The organism is Ruegeria sp. O4, assembly GCF_056535125.1.
In genome coordinates this window covers 13,287-34,780 of sequence record NZ_JBQERO010000027.1, presented here as the reverse complement: position 1 = coordinate 34,780, position 21,494 = coordinate 13,287, and the positions used below count along the sequence as shown (strand labels likewise).

Here is a 21,494-nt window from a genome sequence, read left to right as displayed (position 1 = left end):
AACAGGGAAACCTCGACCAACTCATGCAGAAAAACGGACCCTTCAAAAACCTCTTCGACCAACAGTTCAATAAACACAAACAAAAAGTCGCTCAGTAGTGAGAGGGTGCTGAAAATCGGGTGACCGGAGATGGGTACATCTGAATCGCGTTTCAGTTTTTGTTTGCGAGGCACATCTCCGCGCGTTGGTGTTGTGGCGCGGCAGACGGATCCGGGGTCAGCATTCGCCGCAATTTGGCGGCAAAACCTTAGGGTTGCGGAGACACCACTGTCCCACCAATAGCCAGCGTCAACCGGCGCGCGGCTTCCATCACCGGGCGGCTCAGCCGTTCGATTTCGGTTGCTCCGACGCGGCTGGTTGGCCCGGACACGGAAAGCCCTGCGACCGCCTCTCTGTTCATATCGAAAACGGGTGCTGCAATGCATCGCATACCTGTAGTCTTTTCTTCGTTGTCCACGGAAAAACCCCGCAATCTGATAGCTGCAAGATCTTTCTTCAACGCCTCGGGGCTGGTAATCGACTGATCCGTAAAAGCCTGTAAATTCGCGGCGGCCAACCTTCGGTTCAATCTGTCTTCGTCCATGTGGGCCAATAACGCTTTTCCGATGCCCGACGCGTGCATGGGTGACAATGTGCCGGGGGGAAAAAACGCCCGGATGCTTTCATGTGTTTCAACCTGGCTCAGGAACAGCACCAGACCTTCTTTCTCAATGCCCAAATTGGCGGTCTCGCTCGTGGTTTCCATCAGCTTGCGCATGATCGGCCTTGCCCGTTCCACAAGACTGGTACGGCGCAGAAACCGCGAGCCGATCACAAACGCCTGCGGGCCAATGTGCCAAACCTGTTCTTCATGGTCGAACTCGACCAGGCCCCTGCCCTGCAACGTCACGAGGATGCGATAAACGGTGGCCGGTGCCTGGCGCATTTCATCTGAAAGTTCAGTAAGAGCTTTGCCTTGGGCCTGGCTCAGATACTCGAAAACCTCCATCGCCCGATCCAGTGATTTGATCGTATTCTGCGCGGTTTTGTCATCCCACCCCCGCGGTCTTCCGCGGGCCTTGCGACGGAGCTTCGGGTCATTGTCTTGCGATTCCATAAAAACCCTCTGATCATTTATGAAAGACTATTTCACAGCATGAAAAATATAACCCACTGACAACTATAAGTTAAATCTCATTATACAAATTTTGAAATGCGTTTTCAAAAAAATTTCCAATCAGGCGGCTGGAACCTATTGTGCAGGCAAGGACGCAAGGAGACCATCCATGAGCTTTCAAAACCCCGTTTTCATCCCTGGCCCGACGAACATCCCGGAAAGCCTGCGCAAGGCGTGCGATATGCCCACGATCGACCACCGTTCGCCATTGTTCGGGCAAATCCTGCATCCTGCGCGCGCGGGCGTTCGGAAAATTCTGAAAAGCGACAGTGCCGAAGTCTTCATTTTCCCGTCGACCGGCACCGGGGGCTGGGAAACCGCCCTGACCAATACGCTGTCCGCAGGTGACAAGGTTCTGGTGGCCCGTAACGGCATGTTCAGCCATCGCTGGATCGATATGTGCCAACGCCATGGGCTGAATGTTGAGATCGTCGAAACCCCGTGGGGCGATGGGCTGCCGGCTGACCGGTACGAAGAAATCCTTGCCGCCGACAAAAACCATGAGATCAAGGCGGTTCTAGCCACGCATAATGAGACGGCAACTGGCGTGAAGTCGGATATCGCTGCCGTGCGCAAGGCGCTGACTGCTGCGCAACACCCGGCGCTGCTTTTTGTTGATGGCGTCTCATCCATCGCGTCGATGGATTTCCGGTTTGATGAATGGGGCGTGGATGTTGCCGTTACCGGGTCGCAGAAGGGTTTCATGTTGCCCGCTGGCCTTGCCATCGTCGGTTTCAGCCAGAAAGCGATGGAAGCAACCAAAACCGGCACCCTGCCCCGCACATTCTTTGACGTCCGGGACATGACCAAGGGATACACCAACAATGCTTACCCCTATACACCCGCTGTGGGGTTGATGAATGGCCTCAATCAAGCCTGCGCTATGCTGTTGAGTGAAGGTCTGGAGAACGTTTTCGCCCGACACCACCGGATTGCCGAAGGGGTCCGTGCCGCTGTGGGGGCGTGGGGGCTGGAGCTTTGTGCCAGCAGCCCGGCGGTCTATTCCGATACCGTAAGCGCAATCCGCACGCCGAACGGCTTCAACGCGACGGATATTGTCACGCACGCAGCTGAAAAATACGGCGTTGCCTTTGGCGTGGGCCTTGGTGAGGTCGCGGGCAAGGTGTTCCGGATCGGGCATCTGGGCAGCCTGACGGATGTCATGGCTCTGTCCGGGATCGCCACTGCTGAGATGTGCATGGTTGACCTGGGCCTGAACATCGACCTGGGGTCCGGAGTTGCTGCCGCACAGGAATACTATCGTGGCCATCCCGGTTCCGTTCAGAAGAACGCGGCATGATGAAGGATTGCACAATGTATATCCCAACCTATGAAGACATGCTTGCGGCACATGACCGGATCAAACCCCATATCCGCCGCACCCCGGTGCGAACCTCGGTCTTTCTCAACGAACTGTCAGGCGCGCAGCTGTTCTTCAAATGCGAAAACTTTCAGGAACCGGGCGCTTTCAAGGTACGAGGTGCCACCAATGCGGTTTTTGGGCTGGATGAGAAACAGGCCGAAAAAGGTGTCGCCACCCATTCTTCGGGCAATCACGCCTCGTGCCTGTCTTATGCGGCGATGAAACGGGGCATTCCCTGCAACGTGGTCATGCCGCGGACAGCGCCGCAAGCAAAGAAGGACACGGTCCGCCGTTATGGAGGGAAGATTACAGAATGCGAACCTTCCACCTCGTCGCGCGAAGCGACATTTGCCGAGGTTCAGGCGGCTACGGGCGGTGACTTTGTTCACCCCTACAACGATCCTCGGGTCATCGCCGGCCAAGGCACCTGTTCGCGCGAGTTTATCGAGCAGACCGACGGTCTGGACGCAGTCGTCGCGCCAATCGGCGGCGGTGGCATGGTATCCGGAACCTGTTTGACCCTGTCCAATCTGGCCCCAGAAACAGCAATCATAGCGGCAGAACCTGAACAGGCAGACGACGCCTATCGCAGCTTCAAGGCCGGTCATATCATCGCGGATGATGCGCCAAAGACGATTGCTGACGGGTTGCTGGTGCCGCTGAAGGATCTCACCTGGCATTTCATTTCAAACCACGTCTCAGAGATTTACACAGCCTCCGAGCAAGAGATCATCGATGCGATGAAACTGACATGGAAGCACCTGCGGATTGTGATGGAGCCATCTTCGGCCGTTCCGCTGGCCACGGTTCTCAAAAACCCGGACGCCTTCAAGGGCAAGCGTGTCGGAGTGATTGTTACAGGTGGCAATGTCGATCTGGACCGGCTGCCCTGGATGAATGTCTGAATACACCCCAACAAAAAACTATCCCGGTATAGGATTACGGAGATGAAAGATATGAGCACTCTCGACCAGTTCGAAGTAGGTTACGATATTCCGGCCAAGCCCGGCATGGACGAAGCAGATATCCAGACACCCAGCCTGATTTTGGATCTCGACGCGCTTGAACGCAACATCAGGAAGATGGGCGATTATGCCAAGGCGCACGGGATGCGTCACCGCGTGCATGGTAAAATGCACAAGTCGGTTGACGTGGCCAAGCTGCAAGAAAAAATCGGTGGTGCCGTTGGTGTCTGCTGCCAGAAAGTTTCCGAGGCCGAAGTTTTCGTTCGTGGTGGGATCAAGGACGTTCTGGTTTCGAACCAGGTGCGTGACCCGGCCAAAATTGACCGCCTCGCACGCCTGCCAAAGCTGGGCAGCCGCATTATCGTGTGTGTCGACGATCTGGAAAATGTCGCCGACCTTTCGGCGGCGGCAGTCCGGCATGGAACACAGCTGGAAGTCTTCGTGGAAATCGATTGCGGCGCAGGGCGGTGCGGGGTCACAACGACGCCCGAAGTGATTGAAATCGCCAAGGCGGTTGAGGCTGCAGACAACTTGAAATTCAGCGGAATTCAGGCCTATCAGGGCGCCATGCAACACCTCGACAGCTATGAGGCACGCAAGGAAAAACTGGATACCGCCATCGCGATGGTCAAAGACGCGGTAGACGGCCTTAAAGCCGAGGGTATCGAGTGTGAGCTGGTTTCGGGCGGCGGTACGGGGTCTTACTACTTCGAATCCAACTCGGGCGTGTATAATGAGCTGCAATGCGGGTCTTATGCGTTCATGGATGCCGATTACGGTCGCATCCTGGATGAGAACGGCAACCGGATCGACCAGGGCGAGTGGGAGAACGCATTCTTCATCCTGACCAGCGTCATGAGCCATGCCAAGGCGGACAAGGCGATTGTCGATGCGGGTCTGAAGGCGCAGTCGGTGGATAGCGGTCTGCCTGTTGTTTTCGGGCGTGACGATGTCGAATACATCAAATGCTCGGATGAACATGGCGTCGTGATGGATCCGAGCGGGGCGCTCAAGGTCAATGACAAGCTGAAACTGGTGCCAGGGCACTGTGACCCAACTGCAAACGTGCACGATTGGTATGTGGGCGTCCGGAATGGCAAGGTCGAATGCGTTTGGCCGGTGTCAGCCCGCGGCCGCGCGTACTGAGCTTGAATGCTCAAAGAACAAACCGCCGGCCAAACATGGCCGGACAGTCGCCCGTGCGCGCCCGCTTTTGTCGGTGAATCGCACGGGCGCACGAATTCCAAGTGGAGAATGACATGCTGATCGTACCCGAGCGCGAAATCGCCAACCTCATGACCCGCGACGCGGCCTTTGAAGCCGTCGAACAGGTCTTTGCCTCCATGGCTGCAGGGGACGCCTATAACTTTCCTGTCGTGCGCGAAGCCATCGGACATGAGGACGCCCTGTACGGCTTTAAAGGCGGGTTTGACCGCGCCGGGCTGACACTGGGCCTGAAGGCCGGCGGGTATTGGCCAAATAACCTGGAAAAGCGCGGATTGATCAATCACCAGTCCACTGTTTTTCTTTTTGACCCTGACACCGGAAAACCGTCAGCGATGATTGGCGGCAACCTTTTGACGGCCTTGCGCACTGCGGCGGCCTCTTCTATATCCATCAAGCACCTTGCCCGTGCGGACGCGCGGGTGATCGGTATGATCGGGGCCGGGCATCAGGCAACCTTTCAGCTTCGGTCAGCGCTGGAGACCCACACCTTTGAAAAGGTCCTTGGCTGGAACTACCATCCCGAGATGTTGCCGAACATTGAAAAGGTCGCCAATGAAGCCGGTGTTCCGTTTGAAGCGGTCGAACTTGATGGCATGACCGAGGCGGATGTCATAATCTCGATCACCTCGGCTTTTGCACCATCGCTGATGGCAAACCATGTGAGCCCCGGAACGCATATCGCGTGCATGGGAACGGACACCAAGGGCAAGCAGGAAGTCGAGGCGGCGTTGTTGGCCAAAGCATCCGTATTCACAGATGAAATCGCACAGTCAATTTCGATTGGCGAGGCGCAACACGCCGTGGCACAGGGCCTGATCAGAGAAAGTGACCTGATCCAGTTGGGTGCGGTCATCAACGGAACGAATCCGGGCCGAACATCAGACGATCAGATCACCTTGTTCGATGGCACAGGCGTCGGTCTTCAGGATCTGGCGGTTGCTGCATCTGTTGTCGAGCTGGCCGTACAGAAAGGCATCGCGATTGAGGTCGATTTCTGACGACATCCCCTTGTGGTCGCCAAGGCGGGCGTCGAGTAACGCGTTACATATGTGAGCGATGGGCAAGCCTGCCAGACCTGAAATCAAAAAGCGGCGCGCTCAGTGCGCCGCTTATTCATTTACAAGTCCGGGCCGAACCGGTCAGACGTGATCGTCCTGTTCGATAGAGCCCAGCCCGTGGCCTGCCATTCCACCGGACACCTCTTCCGTCGCTTCATCCGAAAGCTCTTCGGGCAGAACCAGATTCAGGACAATGGCAATGATCGCAGCAGGCAAGATCCCGGATGTCGCCAGAACTTTGAGAGTTCCGGGCAGATGCTGTAAAGCGCCGGGCTCTAACTGCAAGCCCAGACCAAGGCTGAGTGAAATCGCAAAGATCACCATGTTGCGGCGATTCCACGTCACGTCCGACAGCATCGAGACACCGGCTGCAACCACCATACCGAACATCACGATCACACCACCGCCCAGAACCTCGATCGGAACGGATGAGATCACCGCGCCGATCTTGGGGATAAGCCCGCATATGATCAGGAACAGGGCACCTATGGTTACGACCGTGCGGCTCATGACACCGGTCATGGCGATCAGGCCAACGTTCTGACTGAACGACGTGTTCGGCAGGGCCCCAAAGACGCCTGATACCGCAGTTCCAAGACCATCGGCAAAAGTCGCGCCCTGAATTTCCTTGTCGGTTGCCTCGCGTCCCGCGCCCCCCTTGGTGATACCGGACACATCCCCGACCGTTTCTACAGCCGATACAAAGGACATCGCACAAAACCCGATGATCGCCGCGAATGAAAACTCGATACCGAAGTGAAATGGGTTCGGCATTGCAAACGGAGCCGCGCGCCCAACATTGCCCAAATTTACCTGACCCAGTGCGAATGCCACAACATATCCGACCAACAGGCCAATCAGAACCGCCGACACCGACAACATACCGCGGGCGAAAAACTTCAGGCCCAGCGTAACAACAATCACAGTTCCGGCCATGAGCCAGTTCAGACCAGAGCCGTATTCTTCGGTACCGATGGCGGGTACACCCCCTGCGGCGTACTGGACGCCGACCTTGACAAGCGCAAGCCCGATCATGGTCACGACAAGACCGGTAACCAAGGGCGGAAGCGCAAAGCGAATTCGGCCAATGAACAACCCAAGGCTGGCATGAAACAGGCCGCCTACGACTATACCACCCATCAATACAGCAATCGCGTCAACGCCCTTTCCAACCACCAACGGGATCATGATCGGAATAAAGGCAAACGACGTTCCCTGCACGATTGGCAGGCGGGCGCCAACAGGCCCCAGCCCAATGGTCTGGAACAGTGTCGCAACGCCCGCAAAGAACATCGACATCTGGATCATGTAAATCATCTGCGGGAAATCGGGGCTGTTTGAACCAAACCCGAAACCCGCCGCACCGCAAACGATGATGGCTGGCGTGACGTTGGAAACGAACATCGCCAGCACGTGTTGAATTCCCAAAGGGACCGCCTTCAGAATTGGCGGGGTGTAGTTCGGGTCGCGGAGCTGCTCCGGCGTCCCTAAAGTTGCATCTGACATCGCGTTTTTCCTCCCAAAAAAACTACGTGGACCGGCCCCTCTTCCGGCAATGTCCCTTATTCAGTGATCGTGTAGGCGTTCTGGAACCAATATTCCTCAAGGTTGGGCCCGTTTCCTATTCGGTCGACCACGGCGAACAACCCGGGGGGATGAAGCGGTGTCAGTACCCCGTGCCAGGTGTTCCGATGATAATTCACGCCCTGTCCGGGCGCGGTCATGAATGCAACCGGCTCACCCGGTACACCCGCGTTGTCGGGCGCTACGACAACGACAAAGGGTTTATCTGAAAGCGGTAGAAAGGCCTGGCTGCCGTCGGGATGACGCTCGACCATTTCAAGTTTGATGGGCAGGTCGAAGGCCTGGGATTGGAAAACGCTGATCCCTGCGCGCCCCTCATGGAAATCCAGTTGGGCGCGATCATGGTATCGCGCGCATTTTCCCTGATTGATGTATTTGTCCACCGCGCCAGACACTTCGATGACATCGCCGAACGGTGCAAAGACCTCGGCGGTCAGTGGCCGGAGTTTCAGCGTGGATGTCATTGCGCGAATTTCTCGATCAGCCGCAACTCGGCAATCCGTTCGACCTGACGGCAGGCCTCGGCGAATTCGGTGTCTCGATCACTGTCTATCCGACGGCGAAAAGCCTCCAGAATGGTTGCTTTGGTGTTGTCCTTGACCGCAATGATAAAAGGAAAGCCGAACTTGGTCGTGTAGGTGTCGTTCAAGGCCGTGAAGGTCGCACGCTCTTCATCCGTCAGCATGTCGAGACCTGCTCCGGCCTGTTCTGCCGTGCTTTCCTTGGTCAGACGACCCGCAGCAGCAAGTTTGCCTGCCAGATCCGGGTGGGCTGTCAGGACGCCAAGCCGCTGCTCGGCTGTGGCAGATCGGAATACGCGCGCCAGAGCATTGTGAACCCCTGCGGCATTGTCATGCGTGGGACCCAGCTCCAGATCAAAGGCCGCTTGGGCAATCCACGGGCTGTGTTCGAACACGCCGCCAAATTCGGCGACAAAGGTTGGCTGGTCCATTTCCGACGGGGTCAGCCGTTGACTTGGCGGATGCATTTGCGCCCAATGATCAGCGATTTGTTCGCGGGTGGCAAACCAGACCCCGTCATGTTTCTTGAAGTGGTCGAGTGCGCGTTTCAGGGCCATGGCGCGACCAGGGCGGCCGATGAGGCGGCAATGCAGTCCGATCGAAAGCATCTTCGGCACGCCCGCTTGGCCTTCGGCATAAAGCATGTCGAAGCTGTCCTTGAGATAGCTTTCAAACTGTTCGCCGTTGGTATAGCCCGCCTGAATTGCAAACCGCATATCGTTGCAATCCATCGTGTAGGGCACGATCAACTGATCCTTGCCACCGGCCTTGACCCAATAGGGCAAGTCGTCGGCATAGCTGTCGGCAATATAGGCCAGCTCGCCTTCGGCGGCGGCCAGATCGACCGTGTTCATCGAACAGCGGCCCGTGTACCAGCCACGCGGGGGCTTGCCGACGACCTCGGTATGAAGCCGGATCGCCTCACGGATCTGGGCGCGTTCTTCTTCCGCGTCCATGTCCTTGTGCTCAACCCATTTCAGGCCATGGCTGGCAATCTCCCAGCCTGCGGCCTTCATCGCCGCAACCTGCTCCGGTGCACGGGCTAATGCTGTGGCAACGCCATAAACCGTGACAGGAAGGTCCTGCAAAAGCCGATGCACCCGCCAGAACCCTGTGCGGCTGCCGTATTCGTAAATGGATTCCATGTTCCAGTGCCTTTGCCCCGGCCAAGGGGCCGCACCGGTGATTTCGGAAAGAAACGCCTCGGATGCGGCATCCCCGTGCAAAACGTTGTTCTCGCCGCCTTCCTCATAGTTCAGGACAATCTGAACTGCGATTTTGGCCCCGTTTGGCCAGTTTGCGTTTGGCACTTGCCGGCCATAGCCGGTCATGTCTCGTGGATACCGCGTCACATCAATTTCCCTCTTGCTGAAAAGACGAATAACCCAAACAATCACCTATGTTTTTCAAAAAATACTGTAAGCAGTCTTTTGACAGACTGCCTTTGCCTGCCGCGAAGGTATTGCAATAGTAACAGCAATGCTTAGCGAGAGGTGCAAATGGCCGGTTACCTTACAACACATGTCCTGGATACGGCGCGGGGCTGCCCTGCCAGTGGGATGAAGATCGAGTTGTTCCGGATCAACGGAACAGACCGCACGTTGCTGAAAACTCTGCTCACCAACGAGGACGGCCGCACCAATGAACAAATTCTTCCCGAGGCCGAGTTCTCGACGGGCGAATACGAGTTGATGTTTCATGCGGGCGAATACCTCGACACCACTGGCGTGCCACCTGAAAGCCCGCGTTTTCTGGACTTGATCCCGATCCGGTTCGGGATGTCCGAACACGCCCACTATCATGTTCCGCTGCTACTTTCGCCTTTCAGCTACGCGACCTATCGCGGCAGCTGAGCGTTGCACCGCGTGATCCTGTAGACTGACATTGTATTGTTATTTTTGATACTGCTTGATCTTTCGTAGCAATACCCGATGAAACCTCTGTCGCCTAGAGTGCCAAAGAACTTGGATATGTAGGAGCAACGCCATGTATGACCTGGCTGTTTTGTGGGAGTGGATGGCCTTTTCCGTCCGCTGGCTGCATGTGATCACGGCGATGGCGTGGATCGGCGCGTCATTCTATTTTATCGCGCTCGACCTGATGCTTAAGCCGAACCCTGCCTTGCCAGAAGGGGCCTATGGCGAAGAGTGGGAGGTGCACGGGGGCGGGTTCTATCACACCGTCAAATATCTTGTCGCACCCGCGCGTATGCCCGAGCACCTGACCTGGCACAAATGGCAGAGCTATACGACGTGGCTTTCGGGTGCGGCCTTGCTCATGATCATATATTGGGTCGGGGGCGAGTTGTTCCTGCTTGATCCGACCAAAGCGGACCTGGCGTTGTGGCAGGGGATATTGATTTCAGGCGGGTCACTGACTATCGGCTGGCTGCTTTACGACCAGATGTGCAAGTCGCGCCTGAGTGAGCAACCCACCGCGCTAATGCTGTTGCTTTTCGTGATTCTGGTGGCCATGTCATGGGGTTACAATCAGATTTTTACCGGTCGTGCCGCGCTTTTGCACCTGGGTGCGTTCACCGCAACCATCATGACGGCCAATGTGTTCTTCCAGATCATGCCCAACCAGCGGATCGTGGTGGAAGACCTCAAGGCCGGTCGGACGCCGGACGCCAAATATGGGAAAATCGCCAAGGTGCGTTCGACGCACAACAACTACCTGACCTTGCCTGTCGTGTTCCTGATGCTGTCGAACCATTATCCTCTGGCCTTTGGCACCCAGTATTCATGGATCATCGCCAGCCTGATTTTTCTGACCGGCGTGACCATTCGTCACTACTTCAACACGATGCACGCAACCGGGAAAGGGCCGCACTGGACCTGGGGTGTCACTGTCATCCTCATGATCGTGATCGCATGGCTGTCTTCTGTCAGAACCGGCGAGACATGGGAGAACGCCGAAGCAAGGGCATTGACACCTTACGAAGAAAAATTTGCGTCGGCTGCTGGGTTTGAAGAAGCCTATGACACTGTTCTGGGCAATTGTTCGATGTGTCATGCCCGCGAGCCGGTTTATGGCACCATGAAATGGGCCCCGAAGAAAGTTTATTTGGAAACGCCGGGCGATGTAGCCCGGCACGCCGACCAGATTTACCTGCAGGCCGGGATCAGCCATGCCATGCCACCGCCTTCAGCGGTTCAAATGGACGTGGAAGCGCGCCAAACCATCATCGCATGGGTGCGCGAGGTCAGAGGGCAGTAGGATTTTCGCAGGACGTCCTGTCCTTCGCTTCCTACCCCCTGCCGCGGGACAAATACCCAGTTTATGCCGCTCAAACAAAGCAGAGCGCGCAAGACCTGATGCCGCCCCCGGCCTAGCGCGATGGCGGGGTTAGCCATTGGGCCGACATGCCAAAATTCGAGTACTTCAACTCTTGCTTGGCAATCGCCTGCAAATGCACCTCATCCGGCCCATCCGCGTATCGCAACGCGCGTGCCCAGGTATAGCTGTCGGCCAGCGGTGTATCCGGGGTCATGCCCATCGCCCCAAAGACCTGCATCGCGCGATCCGTGACAGCAGCATGCACATTGGGTGCCACCACCTTGATCAATGAAATCTCTCGGAACGCTTCTTTGGCGCCCACCTGATCAATCTTCCAGGCTGCTTTCAGGGTCAGCAACCGCGCCTGTTCGATCTCCAGCCGGGATTTGGCGATCCACTCGCGGATAACGCCCTGTTCTGCAAGCTGCTTGCCAAACGCTTTCCGTTCCTGCGCGCGTTCGACCATCAGGTTAAGCGCCATTTCCGCCGCACCGATCGAACGCATGCAATGGTGGATGCGACCGGGACCAAGCCGGGCCTGCGCCAGAGCGAACCCGCTGCCTTCCTCGCCCAAAAGATTGCTGACCGGAAGGCGCACATCCTTGAAGACCAGCTCGGCATGACCTTCAGGGTCGTGCATGTTCAGAATGGTGGGGTTGCGAACAATCTCAAAACCGGGCGTGTCCTTCGGGACAATGACCATGCTTTGTTGTTTGTGCCGATCCGCATTGGGATCCGTTTTACCCATGACGATAAACAATCTGGTGTTCGGGTGACAGGCGTTTGTGATGAACCACTTGCGGCCATTGATGACGTATTCATCCCCCTCACGCCGTATCGAAGTGGTAATATTAGTCGCGTCCGAACTGGCCACATCCGGTTCAGTCATCGCAAAAGAGGATCGGATTTCACCGTTCAACAGCGGCACCAGCCATGTCTCGCGCTGTTCCGGGGTGGCGAACATGTGCAACAGTTCCATATTGCCGGTATCCGGCGCACTGCAATTGAACACTTCCGAAGACCAGACCACCTGCCCCATAAGTTCGGCCAGCGGCGCGTATTCCAGATTGCTCAGCCGGGTGCCGGGTTCATCGTCGCGCAGGCTGGGCAGGAACAAGTTCCACAACCCTTCGGCCCGGGCCAACGCCTTGAGATCTTCCATAAACGAAACCGGGAAACTGCCTGCCGCCATTTCTTCTTTGTGATCGCGTATGCGCGGGTAGATATGCGCCTCCATAAACGCTTTCAGGCGGTCATACATTTCCGTGGCGCGCGGCGATGGGGCAAAATCCATGGCGGTTCCTTCCGGTGCGTTGTGGCGGTGATGTCCTCAAACTCTGCTCGCGCCAGAACGGCCGCCAAGGCACTGTCTTCTGGTGAGTTTAATCCGGCGCTTGATTACGCTCAGTTTGCGCAATCATTCCGATATGAAAAGAGGAAAATACCAATACCGCAACCTGCCGGCGTGAAACGTCAGGTCATTGCTCTCAGAACCGGGTGGACTAACAATACCTAAGGGGATGATCGGGCCGCATCGGAGATTTGCACCGCCGGGCGAGCTTCTCATCGCCCGCGCCCGGAATTGCCTCTCAACCCGCCTTTGGTGTTCACACTGAACTAGACCGGTGGTTTGAGGCCCAGCTGTTTCACGGCGGCACCTGCCGTCTGAACCCAACGCTCTTTCAGTGCGTTGTTGCCATTGTGGCGCAAGCCCAGCGATTTCAGAAGCTCAAACCGTTTCAGATCATCGCCACCAAAGGACACAGCGACACGGGGCCACCAATAGTTAACCGCGTCCTGCATCTGCTCTGTCTCTCCGTTCCTGGAAAGCTTTACAGCACCTTCCAACGCCAACGCGCCATGATGGGCTTCGACCGGGGCGATGCTGCGGAAAGTTTCAGCCAACGGTTGATAGGAAACCATTGAAAACTCGGCCAGTTGTTCCATGACCGCACGGCTCATCAGCATGTTCATGATGACCGCGTCGGTCCAGCCCGAGATCGGATAATTGAATACGGCAAGACGCATGTCATGTGCGCTGCGGGTCGCGCCGATATCTGCGTCACGATTCAAGCGAGCCGTCCACGGATGATGTGTGGCATATCTCTCGGTATCGGCCCCAAACTCACCCATTATCCTGAGAACCTGATCGGCGTGATCCGTTTTCTCAAGAACAATCCTGGCGGCTGCGATCCGTTCCTTGATGCCCGGCCCCTGATTGATGATGTCGGCGAATCCGGCAGCACCGGCAAGTTCGCTGTCCACGAACGTGGCCATCAGCTTCATGAGTTCGGCGCGGTAGCGTGGCGGAACATTGGTTGGGTTGGTCAGCACACCGCCTGCGGCCAGATAGCTGTCGAGTGTCATGGTGTCAGTCATCGGTCTTCTCCCTTTACTGGTCGTAGTCCACGACCACGCGGTCGGTGACCGGATAGGCCTGACAGCTCAGCACATAGCCTTTTTCAACCTCGTAATCCTCTAGCGCGTGATTGGCGAGCATCTCGACCTCGCCTTCCAAAACGCGGCAGCGGCAGGTTGAACAGACACCGGCCTTACAGGCGTATGGGGCGTCCATGGCATTTTCCAAGGCTGCGTCCAGAATGGATTGGTCCTTGGGCAGAGTTATCGTCTGAGTGGACCCATCAAGAGTGATCGATGCGCTGGTTTGGTTCGCCTGCGTGCCCGCATCTGCCGAACCTTCCTTGCGTTTGGCCCGGCCCGGCTGAGCGCTGGCAAAGAGTTCAAACTTGATCTGCCTGTCGTCAAGACCATGCGCGCGCAACGCGGCCGCTATCCCCAGCATCATCGGCTCGGGGCCGCAGATAAAAGCTGTGTCCACGTTCTGAATGTCGACCCAATGTTTGAAAAGGTCGGCGCATTTTTCCTGCGTCACCAGACCGGTGAACAGGTCTATTTCCTGCGCATCCGCCTCAAGAATATGGATTACGTTCAGGCGGCCCATATAGAGGTTTTTCAGGTCTTCCAGCTCCTCGCGGAACATGATCGTGTTGATGCCCTTGTTGGCGTAGATCAGCGTAAAGCGGGATTTGGGTTCGCGGGTCAGTGTTGTCTTCAGGATCGACAGAACCGGCGTGATGCCAGAGCCGCCAGCAAAACCGATATACTGCTTTTCCGCATCAGCTTCGATCGGTGTGTGAAAGCTGCCCATCGGTGGCATCGCCTGCACAACGTCCCCGACGTTAAGCTCGGAATTGGCCCAACTGGAGAATGCGCCGCCCTCGACACGTTTGATCCCGACTTGCAGTACCCCGTCATCCTTGCCCGCACAAATGGAGTAGGACCGGCGCAGCTCTTCTCCGTCAAAGTCGCGGCGAAACGTCAGGTATTGGCCTGCGGTGAAATCGAACTGATCCGCCGCGCCGTTGACAGGCTCAAGCGTCACGACAACCGCATCGCGGATGGTTTTGTGGATGTCGGTGACTTTCAGGTCATGAAAACGTGCCATCCGGTGCTCCTCCTCAGATGCACTTGAAATAGTCAAAGGGTTCCAGGCAGTCAGTGCAGCGCCAATGGGCCTTGCACGGGGTCGAGCCGAATTGGCTGACCTTTTCAACCGCTTTACTGCCGCAATGCGGGCAGCGCTCTGGCCCGCCCGCCGGTTGTGGCGGGGCGATGCCAAACTCTTCCAGCTTGGCGCGACCTTTTTCGCTCAGCCAATCAGTTGTCCAGGCTGGTGAGATGCAGGTTTCTATGCGCAGATCTCCGATGCCGTGATCGCGCAGGGCGGTTTCGATATCCATACTGATGATGGATGTCGCCGGGCAACCGGAATAGGTTGGCGTGACGGTTACGACCAGAGTGTCAGCGTCCCAGCGCACATCGCGCACAATGCCCAAATCCACGACGGAAATAACCGGGATTTCGGGATCGGGCACGGCATCCAGCCAGCTCCATATCTGGTCAGTCGACACCCGCATCCGCTTTTACCAGCTTGCACCGGGATAGGCGCGCTGCAGCCACTGCATCTGCGTCAGCAGATGGCCCAGATGTTCGGTATGCATGCGCCCGTCCCGCCCGCCTTTATGGGCAAATCGGCTTTCCGGAAGGGTCAATGTCGCCTTGGCCAGAACCCGTTTGACCAGCGCATCATATTCTTCGCGCAGATCGGCCGGGTTCGGCGCGATCCCGGCCGCAGCCATCTGAGCGTCGATGTCATCGCTGACAAACATCTCGCCCACATAGGGCCAGAGGTAATCCAGCGCCGCCTGCATCCGGGTGTGACTTTCTTCGGTTCCATCACCCAGACCTACGACCGTTTCTGCCGAACGCTCGAGATGATAGGCGACTTCCTTGCTGGCTTTGGCAGCAATCGCGGCGACACGATCATCAGAAGATGTCAGAAGACGGCCGAGCATGATCGAATGCCAGGCATCGAACAGGAACTGGCGCATCAGGGTGCGGCCGAAATCACCGTTCGGAACCTCGACCAACAACACATTGCGGAAATCCCACGCGTCGCGCAGAAATGCCAGATCATCGGCGGTTTTGCCGCCGCCTATCTCTCCGGCAAGGCCAAGCCACATCTGGGTCTGCCCAATCAGGTCCAGCGCCGTGTTGGCCAGTGCAATATCCTCCTCCAACACTGGCGCGTGGCCGCACCATTCGCTGACGCGATGGCCCAGGATCAGGGTATTGTCCCCCATCCGCAGCAGGAACTGCTGAAACGCTTCGTCGCGGGTCATCACATCGCCCCCACTTCTTCGGGGATGTCGAAAAAGGTCGGGTGTCGGTACACTTTGCTTTCGCTGGGCTCATACAACGGACCTTTGTCACTGGGCGACGAGGCCGAGATGTTGTTGGCTTCTACCACCCAAATCGAGACGCCTTCGTTGCGGCGGGTATAGACGTCGCGTGCGTTCTTGATCGCCATTTCCGCGTCCGGGGCATGCAGCGAGCCGACATGTCGGTGGCTCATCCCATGTTGACCGCGGATGAAGATTTCCCACAGGGGCCATTCGGTATTCATCGGGTTTCCTCCTCAGGGTAAGCTTATTCGGCAGCCAGATTGCCGGCCTGTTTCTTGCGGGCGTGGGCCAACAGCCCGTCACGCACCCATTTGCCGTCATCCCAAGCCTTGTTGCGCGCCGCCAGTCGGTCGACGTTGCAGGGGCCGTTGCCCTTGATCACATCGAAGAATTCCGACCAATCCGGCTCTGAGAAATCGTAATGCCCGCGCTCTTCGTTCCACTTCAGGTTCGGGTCGGGGATTGTCAGTCCCAGATATTCGGCCTGTGGGACGGTCTGGTCGACGAATTTCTGGCGCAGCTCATCATTGGTGTTGATCTTGATCTTCCAAGCCATCGACTGCGCGGAGTGGACAGAATCCTTGTCGGACGGTCCAAACATCATCAACGACGGGTACCAGAAGCGATTCATCGCGTCCTGCGCCATCTTGCGCTGCTCGGGCGTGCCTTCGGCCATTTTGCGGATCGCGTCATAGCCTTGGCGCTGATGGAAGCTTTCTTCCTTGCAGATGCGGATCATGGCGCGTGAGTACGGCCCGTAAGACGTTCTTTGCAGCGGCACTTGATTCATGATTGCAGCGCCATCGACCAGCCATCCGACCGCGCCAATATCCGCCCAGTTCAGCGTCGGGTAATTGAAGATCGACGAGTATTTCATGCGACCGTCCAGCAGCATCTCGGTGATCTCATCGCGGCTGACACCCAGTGTTTCGGCCGCACAATAAAGGTAGAGCCCATGGCCGGCTTCATCCTGCACCTTGGCCAGAAGGATCGCCTTGCGTTGCAGCGTCGGCGCACGCGTGATCCAGTTCCCTTCGGGCAATTGCCCGACGATCTCGGAATGCGCGTGCTGTCCGATCTGGCGGATCAGCGTCTTGCGATACCCCTGAGGCATCCAGTCCTTGGGTTCAATCTTGATATCCGCGTCGATCCGCGCCTGAAATTCAGCAAGCTTTTCAGGATCATCGTTTGACGCCTCGGATTCTACCATCTGAGCATACATGTCCCGCCTCCTCCGTTACACGCGTTCAAGAATAAGTGCAGCGCCTTGCCCGACGCCGACGCACATTGTGCAAAGCGCATAGCGCCCTTTGGTGCGTTTCAGTTGGTACGCTGCGGTCAACACAAGTCGGGCGCCGCTCATTCCCAATGGATGACCAAGGGCGATTGCACCGCCATTCGGGTTCACATGGGCGGCGTCATCGGGCAGGCCAAGCTCTCGCAGTGTAGCCAGACCTTGCGACGCAAACGCCTCGTTCAATTCGATCACATCCATCTGGTCGATGCTCAGCCCCGCGCGCGCCAAAACCTTTCGGCTGGCAGGAACCGGACCAATACCCATGACCCGAGGCTCGACGCCCGCGACAGACATACCGACCACACGGGCAATCGGGGTCAAACCATTCTTTGCCGCTGCCACTTCATTCGCCATCAGGATCGCGGCGGCACCGTCATTCACGCCCGAGGCATTCCCAGCGGTCACTGTTTTCTCCGGCCCGTTCACACCCTTGAGGCCCGAGAGTTTTTCCGCTGTGGTTCCCGGGCGAGGATGTTCATCCGTATCGACAACAATCGGATCGCCCTTGCGCTGCGGAATTGAAACCGGTGTGATTTCCTCTTGGAACACGCCTGTCGCGTGCGCCGCAGCCCATCGTGCCTGACTGCGTGCGGCAAAGGCGTCCTGGTCTTCACGGCTGATCCCATAATCTTCGGCGACATTGTCAGCCGTTTGCGGCATGGAATCGACGCCATACTGCTGCTTTAGCCTTGGGTTCACAAAGCGCCAGCCAATCGTGGTGTCGTAAACCGCATTGCTACGCGTAAACGCCGACGTCGCTTTGGGCATTACAAACGGTGCGCGCGACATGCTTTCCACGCCACCCGCAACAGCAAGATCATAATCGCCTGCCTTGATACCACGCGCCGCCATTCCGACGGCATCCATACCACTGGCGCACAAGCGGTTTATCGTTGTTCCCGGCACGTCCGTCGGCAATCCGGCAAGCAGTGCCGCCATCCGGGCAACGTTGCGATTGCTCTCTCCTGCCTGGTTGGCATCGCCATAAATGACGTCATCCACACTGGTCCAGTCGACTTGCGGGTTGCGCGCCATCAGGGCCGCCAGCGGGATAGCCGCCAGATCATCCGTGCGAACCGATGAAAGCGCGCCACCATACCGCCCAATCGGTGTGCGGGTTGCGTCGCAGATGAAGGCGTCCATCAATTGGGTCTCCTATTGGAACACAAGTCATTAACCGTCTGGTCGGTTAATAAATGCTCAATCGATTCGGCGCAAGCATTATGTTACCATGTAATCGCCTCTGTCAGCTTTCTGTAACATTAAATGGCACTTCTTTCACATCCGTCTTCCAACCCCCAAGAGCGCCATCCCGAGCTCGGCAAAAAACGAGTCAACCACCCACCGCAGATTCCAGCGTTGCAAGATCCGGTTTGGACAAATGTCCCAGCAGTCGGGACACCGCCGCGCGACACTCCGCGCCTTTCCAATCGGCGGGCAAAAAGGCCGGAGGCAAGGATGGGTGGCGCAGGACCAAACGACGCCACCCATGCACAATCAATACGCGCAGCACCGCTATTTTAAGCGGATCGGCGACGCCATCGACAGGCAGCATTTGCTCGGTGATCTGAATGGAGTGCAAGAACTGATCATAGGCAGACTTCAACACTTCAGGGCCACAAAGGTCGCGCAGCCAGCCGGGGATCGAAATAGCGCTGCTTTCAACACCCAGCAGTTCTTCAAGGTTCTCCGGGACGGGTCCTGCCGACATGGCTGTTGTGTGGTTAACTGAAATATAGTCTCCAGTCAGCATCAAATCTGCCAGCTCTTTTCGCGAACTTTCTGAACTGCTGGCGACAAGCACATGCCAGGTTTCTGGCGTATTCGTCTCGCTGGAATAGATGCGCGGGGCAGCGGCGGCGCTCTGACTGCGGCCATATTCGGTCAGTCTGTGCACGCTGTTTCGCCCGACCCGCGTGCTTTCGATCCAGCCTTCCTTGCGCAGCCTGTGCAGCGCAACACGCGTGGCTTCGGCCTTGATCCCCGCAAGGTTGGTCAGCGCTGTGATCAGCGCGCCGCTAACCTGGTCAGACCCGCTCTGGGCCAGATCACCGAATATCGTGACCAGAACTGACCACACACGTTGCGTGCCAGTTGTGGTCAACTGGCTGACGCAGGTTTCGAACCATTCTGGAGCCGTATCTTTCATAAGCACAGTATAATCGGGCCGGAGGGAAATGCCATCCAGCCCCTGCGCACCTGCACTTGTGCCTAGTAGGCAACCATGGTCAGCAACTCGTATTCTGCGACCAGCTCATCATCCTGCTGTGTCAGGGTAACGTGCCAGCGAACCTCGCCGTAGTCATCATTGCGCTTGGTCTTGTGCTTGACCGTCAAACGCACCTTGATGGTGTCACCTGCCTCGACCGGTTTCATGAAACGCAGCCCGTCAAGACCGGTATTTGCCAAAACCGGCCCCTCGTTCGGTTCGACGAACAATCCGGCTGCGAAAGACAACAGCAAATATCCATGTGCAACGCGGCCGGGGAAGAACGGGTTACGTTCCGCCGCCGCCTGATCCATATGCGCATAGAAGGTATCACCGGTGAAGTTGGCGAAGTGTTCAATGTCCTCCATGGTGATGGTTCTTGGCGCCGTGTGAAGAGTCTCGCCAATCGACAGATCGTGAAACCGGCGGGCAAAGGGATGAGCAGGACCTTCGACTTCGGTCGCGCCAGGCACCCATTTCCGGCCAATCGCTGTCAGCAGATCGGGCGAACCCTGAATGGCGGTGCGCTGCATATAGTGTTTTACACCCCGCACCCCGCCCATTTCTTCGCCGCCACCAGCGCGTCCCGGACCGCCATGAACCATGTGCGGCAGAGGAGAACCATGACCGGTGGATTCCTTCATCGAGTCACGGTTGTTGAAATACAGACGCCCGTGATACGCCCCTGATCCCATGGCAACCTGTCGCGCAACCTCGGGATCATGGGTGATCACCGACGCCACCAAAGAGCCCTGCCCACGGTTCGCCAGCTCGATGGCATGGTCAAGATCGCGATACCCCATCACTGTGCTGACCGGACCAAAGGCTTCGGTGTCGTGCACGCGCTGCGCCGCGTCAGGATTGGCGCAATGGAAGAGAATGGGCGGCAGGAACGCACCCTTTTCGGCATCAGCGCCCTCAACCGCGAAATCATCGGGGTTGCCGAAGACACGCTCGGCCTCTTGCCCAAGGATAGCAGCCTTTTCCAGAACATCACGCTTCTGACCGTTCGAAACCAACGCACCCATGCGGGTGGTTTCCAGCTTTGGGTCACCGATGACCGTTTTCGCCAGTCGCGCCGACAACGCTTCGATTACCGCCTGTACCTGCGGTTCGGGCGCGATGATCCGACGGATTGCGGTGCATTTCTGCCCTGCCTTCGTGGTCATCTCGCGCTGGACTTCCTTCACGAAGAGGTCAAATTCCGGCGTGCCCGGCGCGGCATCGGGGCCAAGGATCGAACAGTTTAGGCTGTCCTGTTCCGCGACAAACCGTACCGAGTTCTCAAGGATCACCGGGTTGGAGCGCAGTTTCAGGGCTGTATCGGCGGATCCGGTAAAGCTGACCACGTCCTGCATGGTCAGACGGTCCAGCATGTCACCCAAACCACCCGAGACCAACTGCAATGCACCCGCTGGCAAGATGCCGGACTCAAGCATCAACCGAACACACAGCTCGGTCACATAACACGAGCTCGTGGCGGGTTTTACAATCGCCGGAACGCCCGCCAGAAGGGTTGGGGCAAGCTTTTCCAGCATCCCCCAAACCGGAAAATTGAACGCGTTGATGTGAATTGCCACGCCTTGTAGCGGGATGCAGATGTGCTGCCCCAGGAAAGTACCGTTGCGCGAAAGCTGCTCGACATCGCCATCCAGATAGACATGACCGTCCGGCATTTCACGACGGCCTTTTGCGGCAAAGACAAACATCGTTCCGATGCCGCCGTCGATATCAATCATATGATCCGATTGCGTGGCACCGGTGTTGAAAGACAAGTCATACATCGCCTGCTTGTGCTGACCCAAATGGACGGACAGCGCCTTGAGCATTTTGGCCCGTTCATGGAACGTCATATTGCGCAGTGCCGGCCCCCCGACATTGCGCGCATAGTCCAACATCCCCTGTACATCCAAAGCATTGTTACCCGCTGTGGCGATAACCTCGCCGGTCACAGCGCTAGCTATCGCGCGGGCACCCTCGCCGGGCAAAACCCACTCACCGGCTGCAAAGCTGGAAATCTGTTGGATAGTCATGAGTGTCTCCTCATCTAAGTCGCGATCCCCGCGCTG

The 21,494-nt window shown here is 57.2% G+C and carries 20 protein-coding genes; 6 read left to right on the top strand and 14 right to left on the bottom strand.

The features are described 5' to 3' along the window. Positions 1-247: 247 nt before the first annotated feature. Positions 248-1,096 (bottom strand): HTH-type transcriptional regulator BhcR, encoded by an 849-nt coding sequence (gene bhcR, locus ACR0J7_RS19345; RefSeq protein ID WP_480539962.1) that lies wholly within the window; start codon positions 1,094-1,096, stop codon positions 248-250. Positions 1,097-1,265: 169 nt separating this feature from the next. Here bhcR and bhcA point away from each other — a divergent pair, with 169 nt between their 5' ends. The 4 genes from bhcA (at position 1,266) to bhcD (ending at position 5,709) form a co-directional block, all read left to right on the top strand. Then, positions 1,266-2,456, top strand: a complete 1,191-nt coding sequence (gene bhcA / locus ACR0J7_RS19340) for an L-aspartate--glyoxylate aminotransferase BhcA (protein ID WP_480901053.1) — start codon at positions 1,266-1,268, stop codon at positions 2,454-2,456. Further along, the gene (gene bhcB, locus ACR0J7_RS19335) at positions 2,456-3,424 is read left to right on the top strand and encodes a beta-hydroxyaspartate dehydratase BhcB (RefSeq protein WP_480915332.1); all 969 of its coding nucleotides are present in this window, start codon (positions 2,456-2,458) and stop codon (positions 3,422-3,424) included. Before bhcA ends, bhcB begins: the two co-directional genes overlap by 1 nt. A gap of 42 nt (positions 3,425-3,466) precedes the next feature. Next, on the top strand, positions 3,467-4,630 hold the full coding sequence (gene bhcC / locus ACR0J7_RS19330; protein ID WP_267366574.1) for a 3-hydroxy-D-aspartate aldolase BhcC: 1,164 nt from the start codon (positions 3,467-3,469) through the stop codon (positions 4,628-4,630). A 113-nt stretch (positions 4,631-4,743) separates the two neighbouring features. Then, on the top strand, positions 4,744-5,709 hold the full coding sequence (gene bhcD, locus ACR0J7_RS19325) for an iminosuccinate reductase BhcD (protein ID WP_480915329.1): 966 nt from the start codon (positions 4,744-4,746) through the stop codon (positions 5,707-5,709). 141 nt (positions 5,710-5,850) lie between these two features. Here the strand turns inward: bhcD and ACR0J7_RS19320 are convergent, their stop codons facing one another. Genes ACR0J7_RS19320 through puuE form a run of 3 tightly spaced genes read right to left on the bottom strand, consistent with a single transcriptional unit; the run spans position 5,851 to position 9,226 of the window. Further along, the gene (locus ACR0J7_RS19320) at positions 5,851-7,275 is read right to left on the bottom strand and encodes a uracil-xanthine permease family protein (RefSeq protein ID WP_480507713.1); all 1,425 of its coding nucleotides are present in this window, start codon (positions 7,273-7,275) and stop codon (positions 5,851-5,853) included. 56 nt (positions 7,276-7,331) lie between these two features. Then, complete coding sequence (locus ACR0J7_RS19315; RefSeq protein WP_480774441.1) at positions 7,332-7,817, bottom strand: ureidoglycolate lyase; 486 nt, start codon at positions 7,815-7,817, stop codon at positions 7,332-7,334. Further along, positions 7,814-9,226, bottom strand: a complete 1,413-nt coding sequence (puuE, locus tag ACR0J7_RS19310; RefSeq protein ID WP_480489198.1) for an allantoinase PuuE — start codon at positions 9,224-9,226, stop codon at positions 7,814-7,816. Before puuE ends, ACR0J7_RS19315 begins: the two co-directional genes overlap by 4 nt. Before the next feature lie 147 nt (positions 9,227-9,373). Between puuE and uraH the strand changes: the two genes are divergently transcribed. Then, positions 9,374-9,727: a hydroxyisourate hydrolase gene (uraH, locus tag ACR0J7_RS19305; protein WP_480489200.1), complete on the top strand. Its 354-nt coding sequence runs from the start codon at positions 9,374-9,376 to the stop codon at positions 9,725-9,727. A 133-nt stretch (positions 9,728-9,860) separates the two neighbouring features. Next, the gene (locus tag ACR0J7_RS19300) at positions 9,861-11,093 is read left to right on the top strand and encodes a urate hydroxylase PuuD (protein ID WP_480625354.1); all 1,233 of its coding nucleotides are present in this window, start codon (positions 9,861-9,863) and stop codon (positions 11,091-11,093) included. A gap of 112 nt (positions 11,094-11,205) precedes the next feature. Here the strand turns inward: ACR0J7_RS19300 and ACR0J7_RS19295 are convergent, their stop codons facing one another. The 10 genes from ACR0J7_RS19295 to paaZ all read right to left on the bottom strand — a co-directional run bounded on the left by ACR0J7_RS19295 (position 11,206) and on the right by paaZ (position 21,458). Next, entirely contained in the window at positions 11,206-12,447 is a 1,242-nt protein-coding gene (locus tag ACR0J7_RS19295) for an acyl-CoA dehydrogenase family protein (RefSeq protein ID WP_480915327.1), read from the bottom strand. 323 nt (positions 12,448-12,770) lie between these two features. Continuing rightward, positions 12,771-13,532, bottom strand: coding sequence for a Phenylacetic acid catabolic protein (locus ACR0J7_RS19290; protein WP_480915325.1), 762 nt, complete (start codon positions 13,530-13,532; stop codon positions 12,771-12,773). 13 nt (positions 13,533-13,545) lie between these two features. Then, positions 13,546-14,619, bottom strand: coding sequence for a 2Fe-2S iron-sulfur cluster-binding protein (locus ACR0J7_RS19285; RefSeq protein ID WP_480484853.1), 1,074 nt, complete (start codon positions 14,617-14,619; stop codon positions 13,546-13,548). A gap of 13 nt (positions 14,620-14,632) precedes the next feature. Further along, positions 14,633-15,091, bottom strand: coding sequence for a 1,2-phenylacetyl-CoA epoxidase subunit PaaD (gene paaD, locus ACR0J7_RS19280; RefSeq protein WP_209507560.1), 459 nt, complete (start codon positions 15,089-15,091; stop codon positions 14,633-14,635). 6 nt (positions 15,092-15,097) lie between these two features. Continuing rightward, positions 15,098-15,856 carry a 1,2-phenylacetyl-CoA epoxidase subunit PaaC gene (gene paaC, locus ACR0J7_RS19275; protein WP_480484854.1) on the bottom strand — a complete coding sequence of 253 codons (759 nt, stop codon included), beginning with the start codon at positions 15,854-15,856 and terminating at the stop codon, positions 15,098-15,100. Beyond that, positions 15,856-16,140, bottom strand: a complete 285-nt coding sequence (gene paaB / locus ACR0J7_RS19270; protein ID WP_209507558.1) for a 1,2-phenylacetyl-CoA epoxidase subunit PaaB — start codon at positions 16,138-16,140, stop codon at positions 15,856-15,858. The genes paaC and paaB overlap by 1 nt, the downstream gene beginning before the upstream one ends. Positions 16,141-16,163: 23 nt before the next feature. Continuing rightward, the gene (gene paaA, locus ACR0J7_RS19265) at positions 16,164-17,141 is read right to left on the bottom strand and encodes a 1,2-phenylacetyl-CoA epoxidase subunit PaaA (protein WP_480476985.1); all 978 of its coding nucleotides are present in this window, start codon (positions 17,139-17,141) and stop codon (positions 16,164-16,166) included. 15 nt (positions 17,142-17,156) lie between these two features. Beyond that, positions 17,157-18,359 carry a 3-oxoadipyl-CoA thiolase gene (gene pcaF / locus ACR0J7_RS19260; RefSeq protein WP_480915324.1) on the bottom strand — a complete coding sequence of 401 codons (1,203 nt, stop codon included), beginning with the start codon at positions 18,357-18,359 and terminating at the stop codon, positions 17,157-17,159. Between the two features lie 190 nt (positions 18,360-18,549). Continuing rightward, entirely contained in the window at positions 18,550-19,365 is an 816-nt protein-coding gene (locus tag ACR0J7_RS19255) for a PaaX family transcriptional regulator C-terminal domain-containing protein (RefSeq protein ID WP_480901051.1), read from the bottom strand. Positions 19,366-19,427: 62 nt separating this feature from the next. Beyond that, a complete protein-coding gene (gene paaZ / locus ACR0J7_RS19250) occupies positions 19,428-21,458 on the bottom strand; it encodes a phenylacetic acid degradation bifunctional protein PaaZ (RefSeq protein WP_480915322.1) in 2,031 nt (676 codons plus the stop codon). Positions 21,459-21,494: the final 36 nt, after the last annotated feature.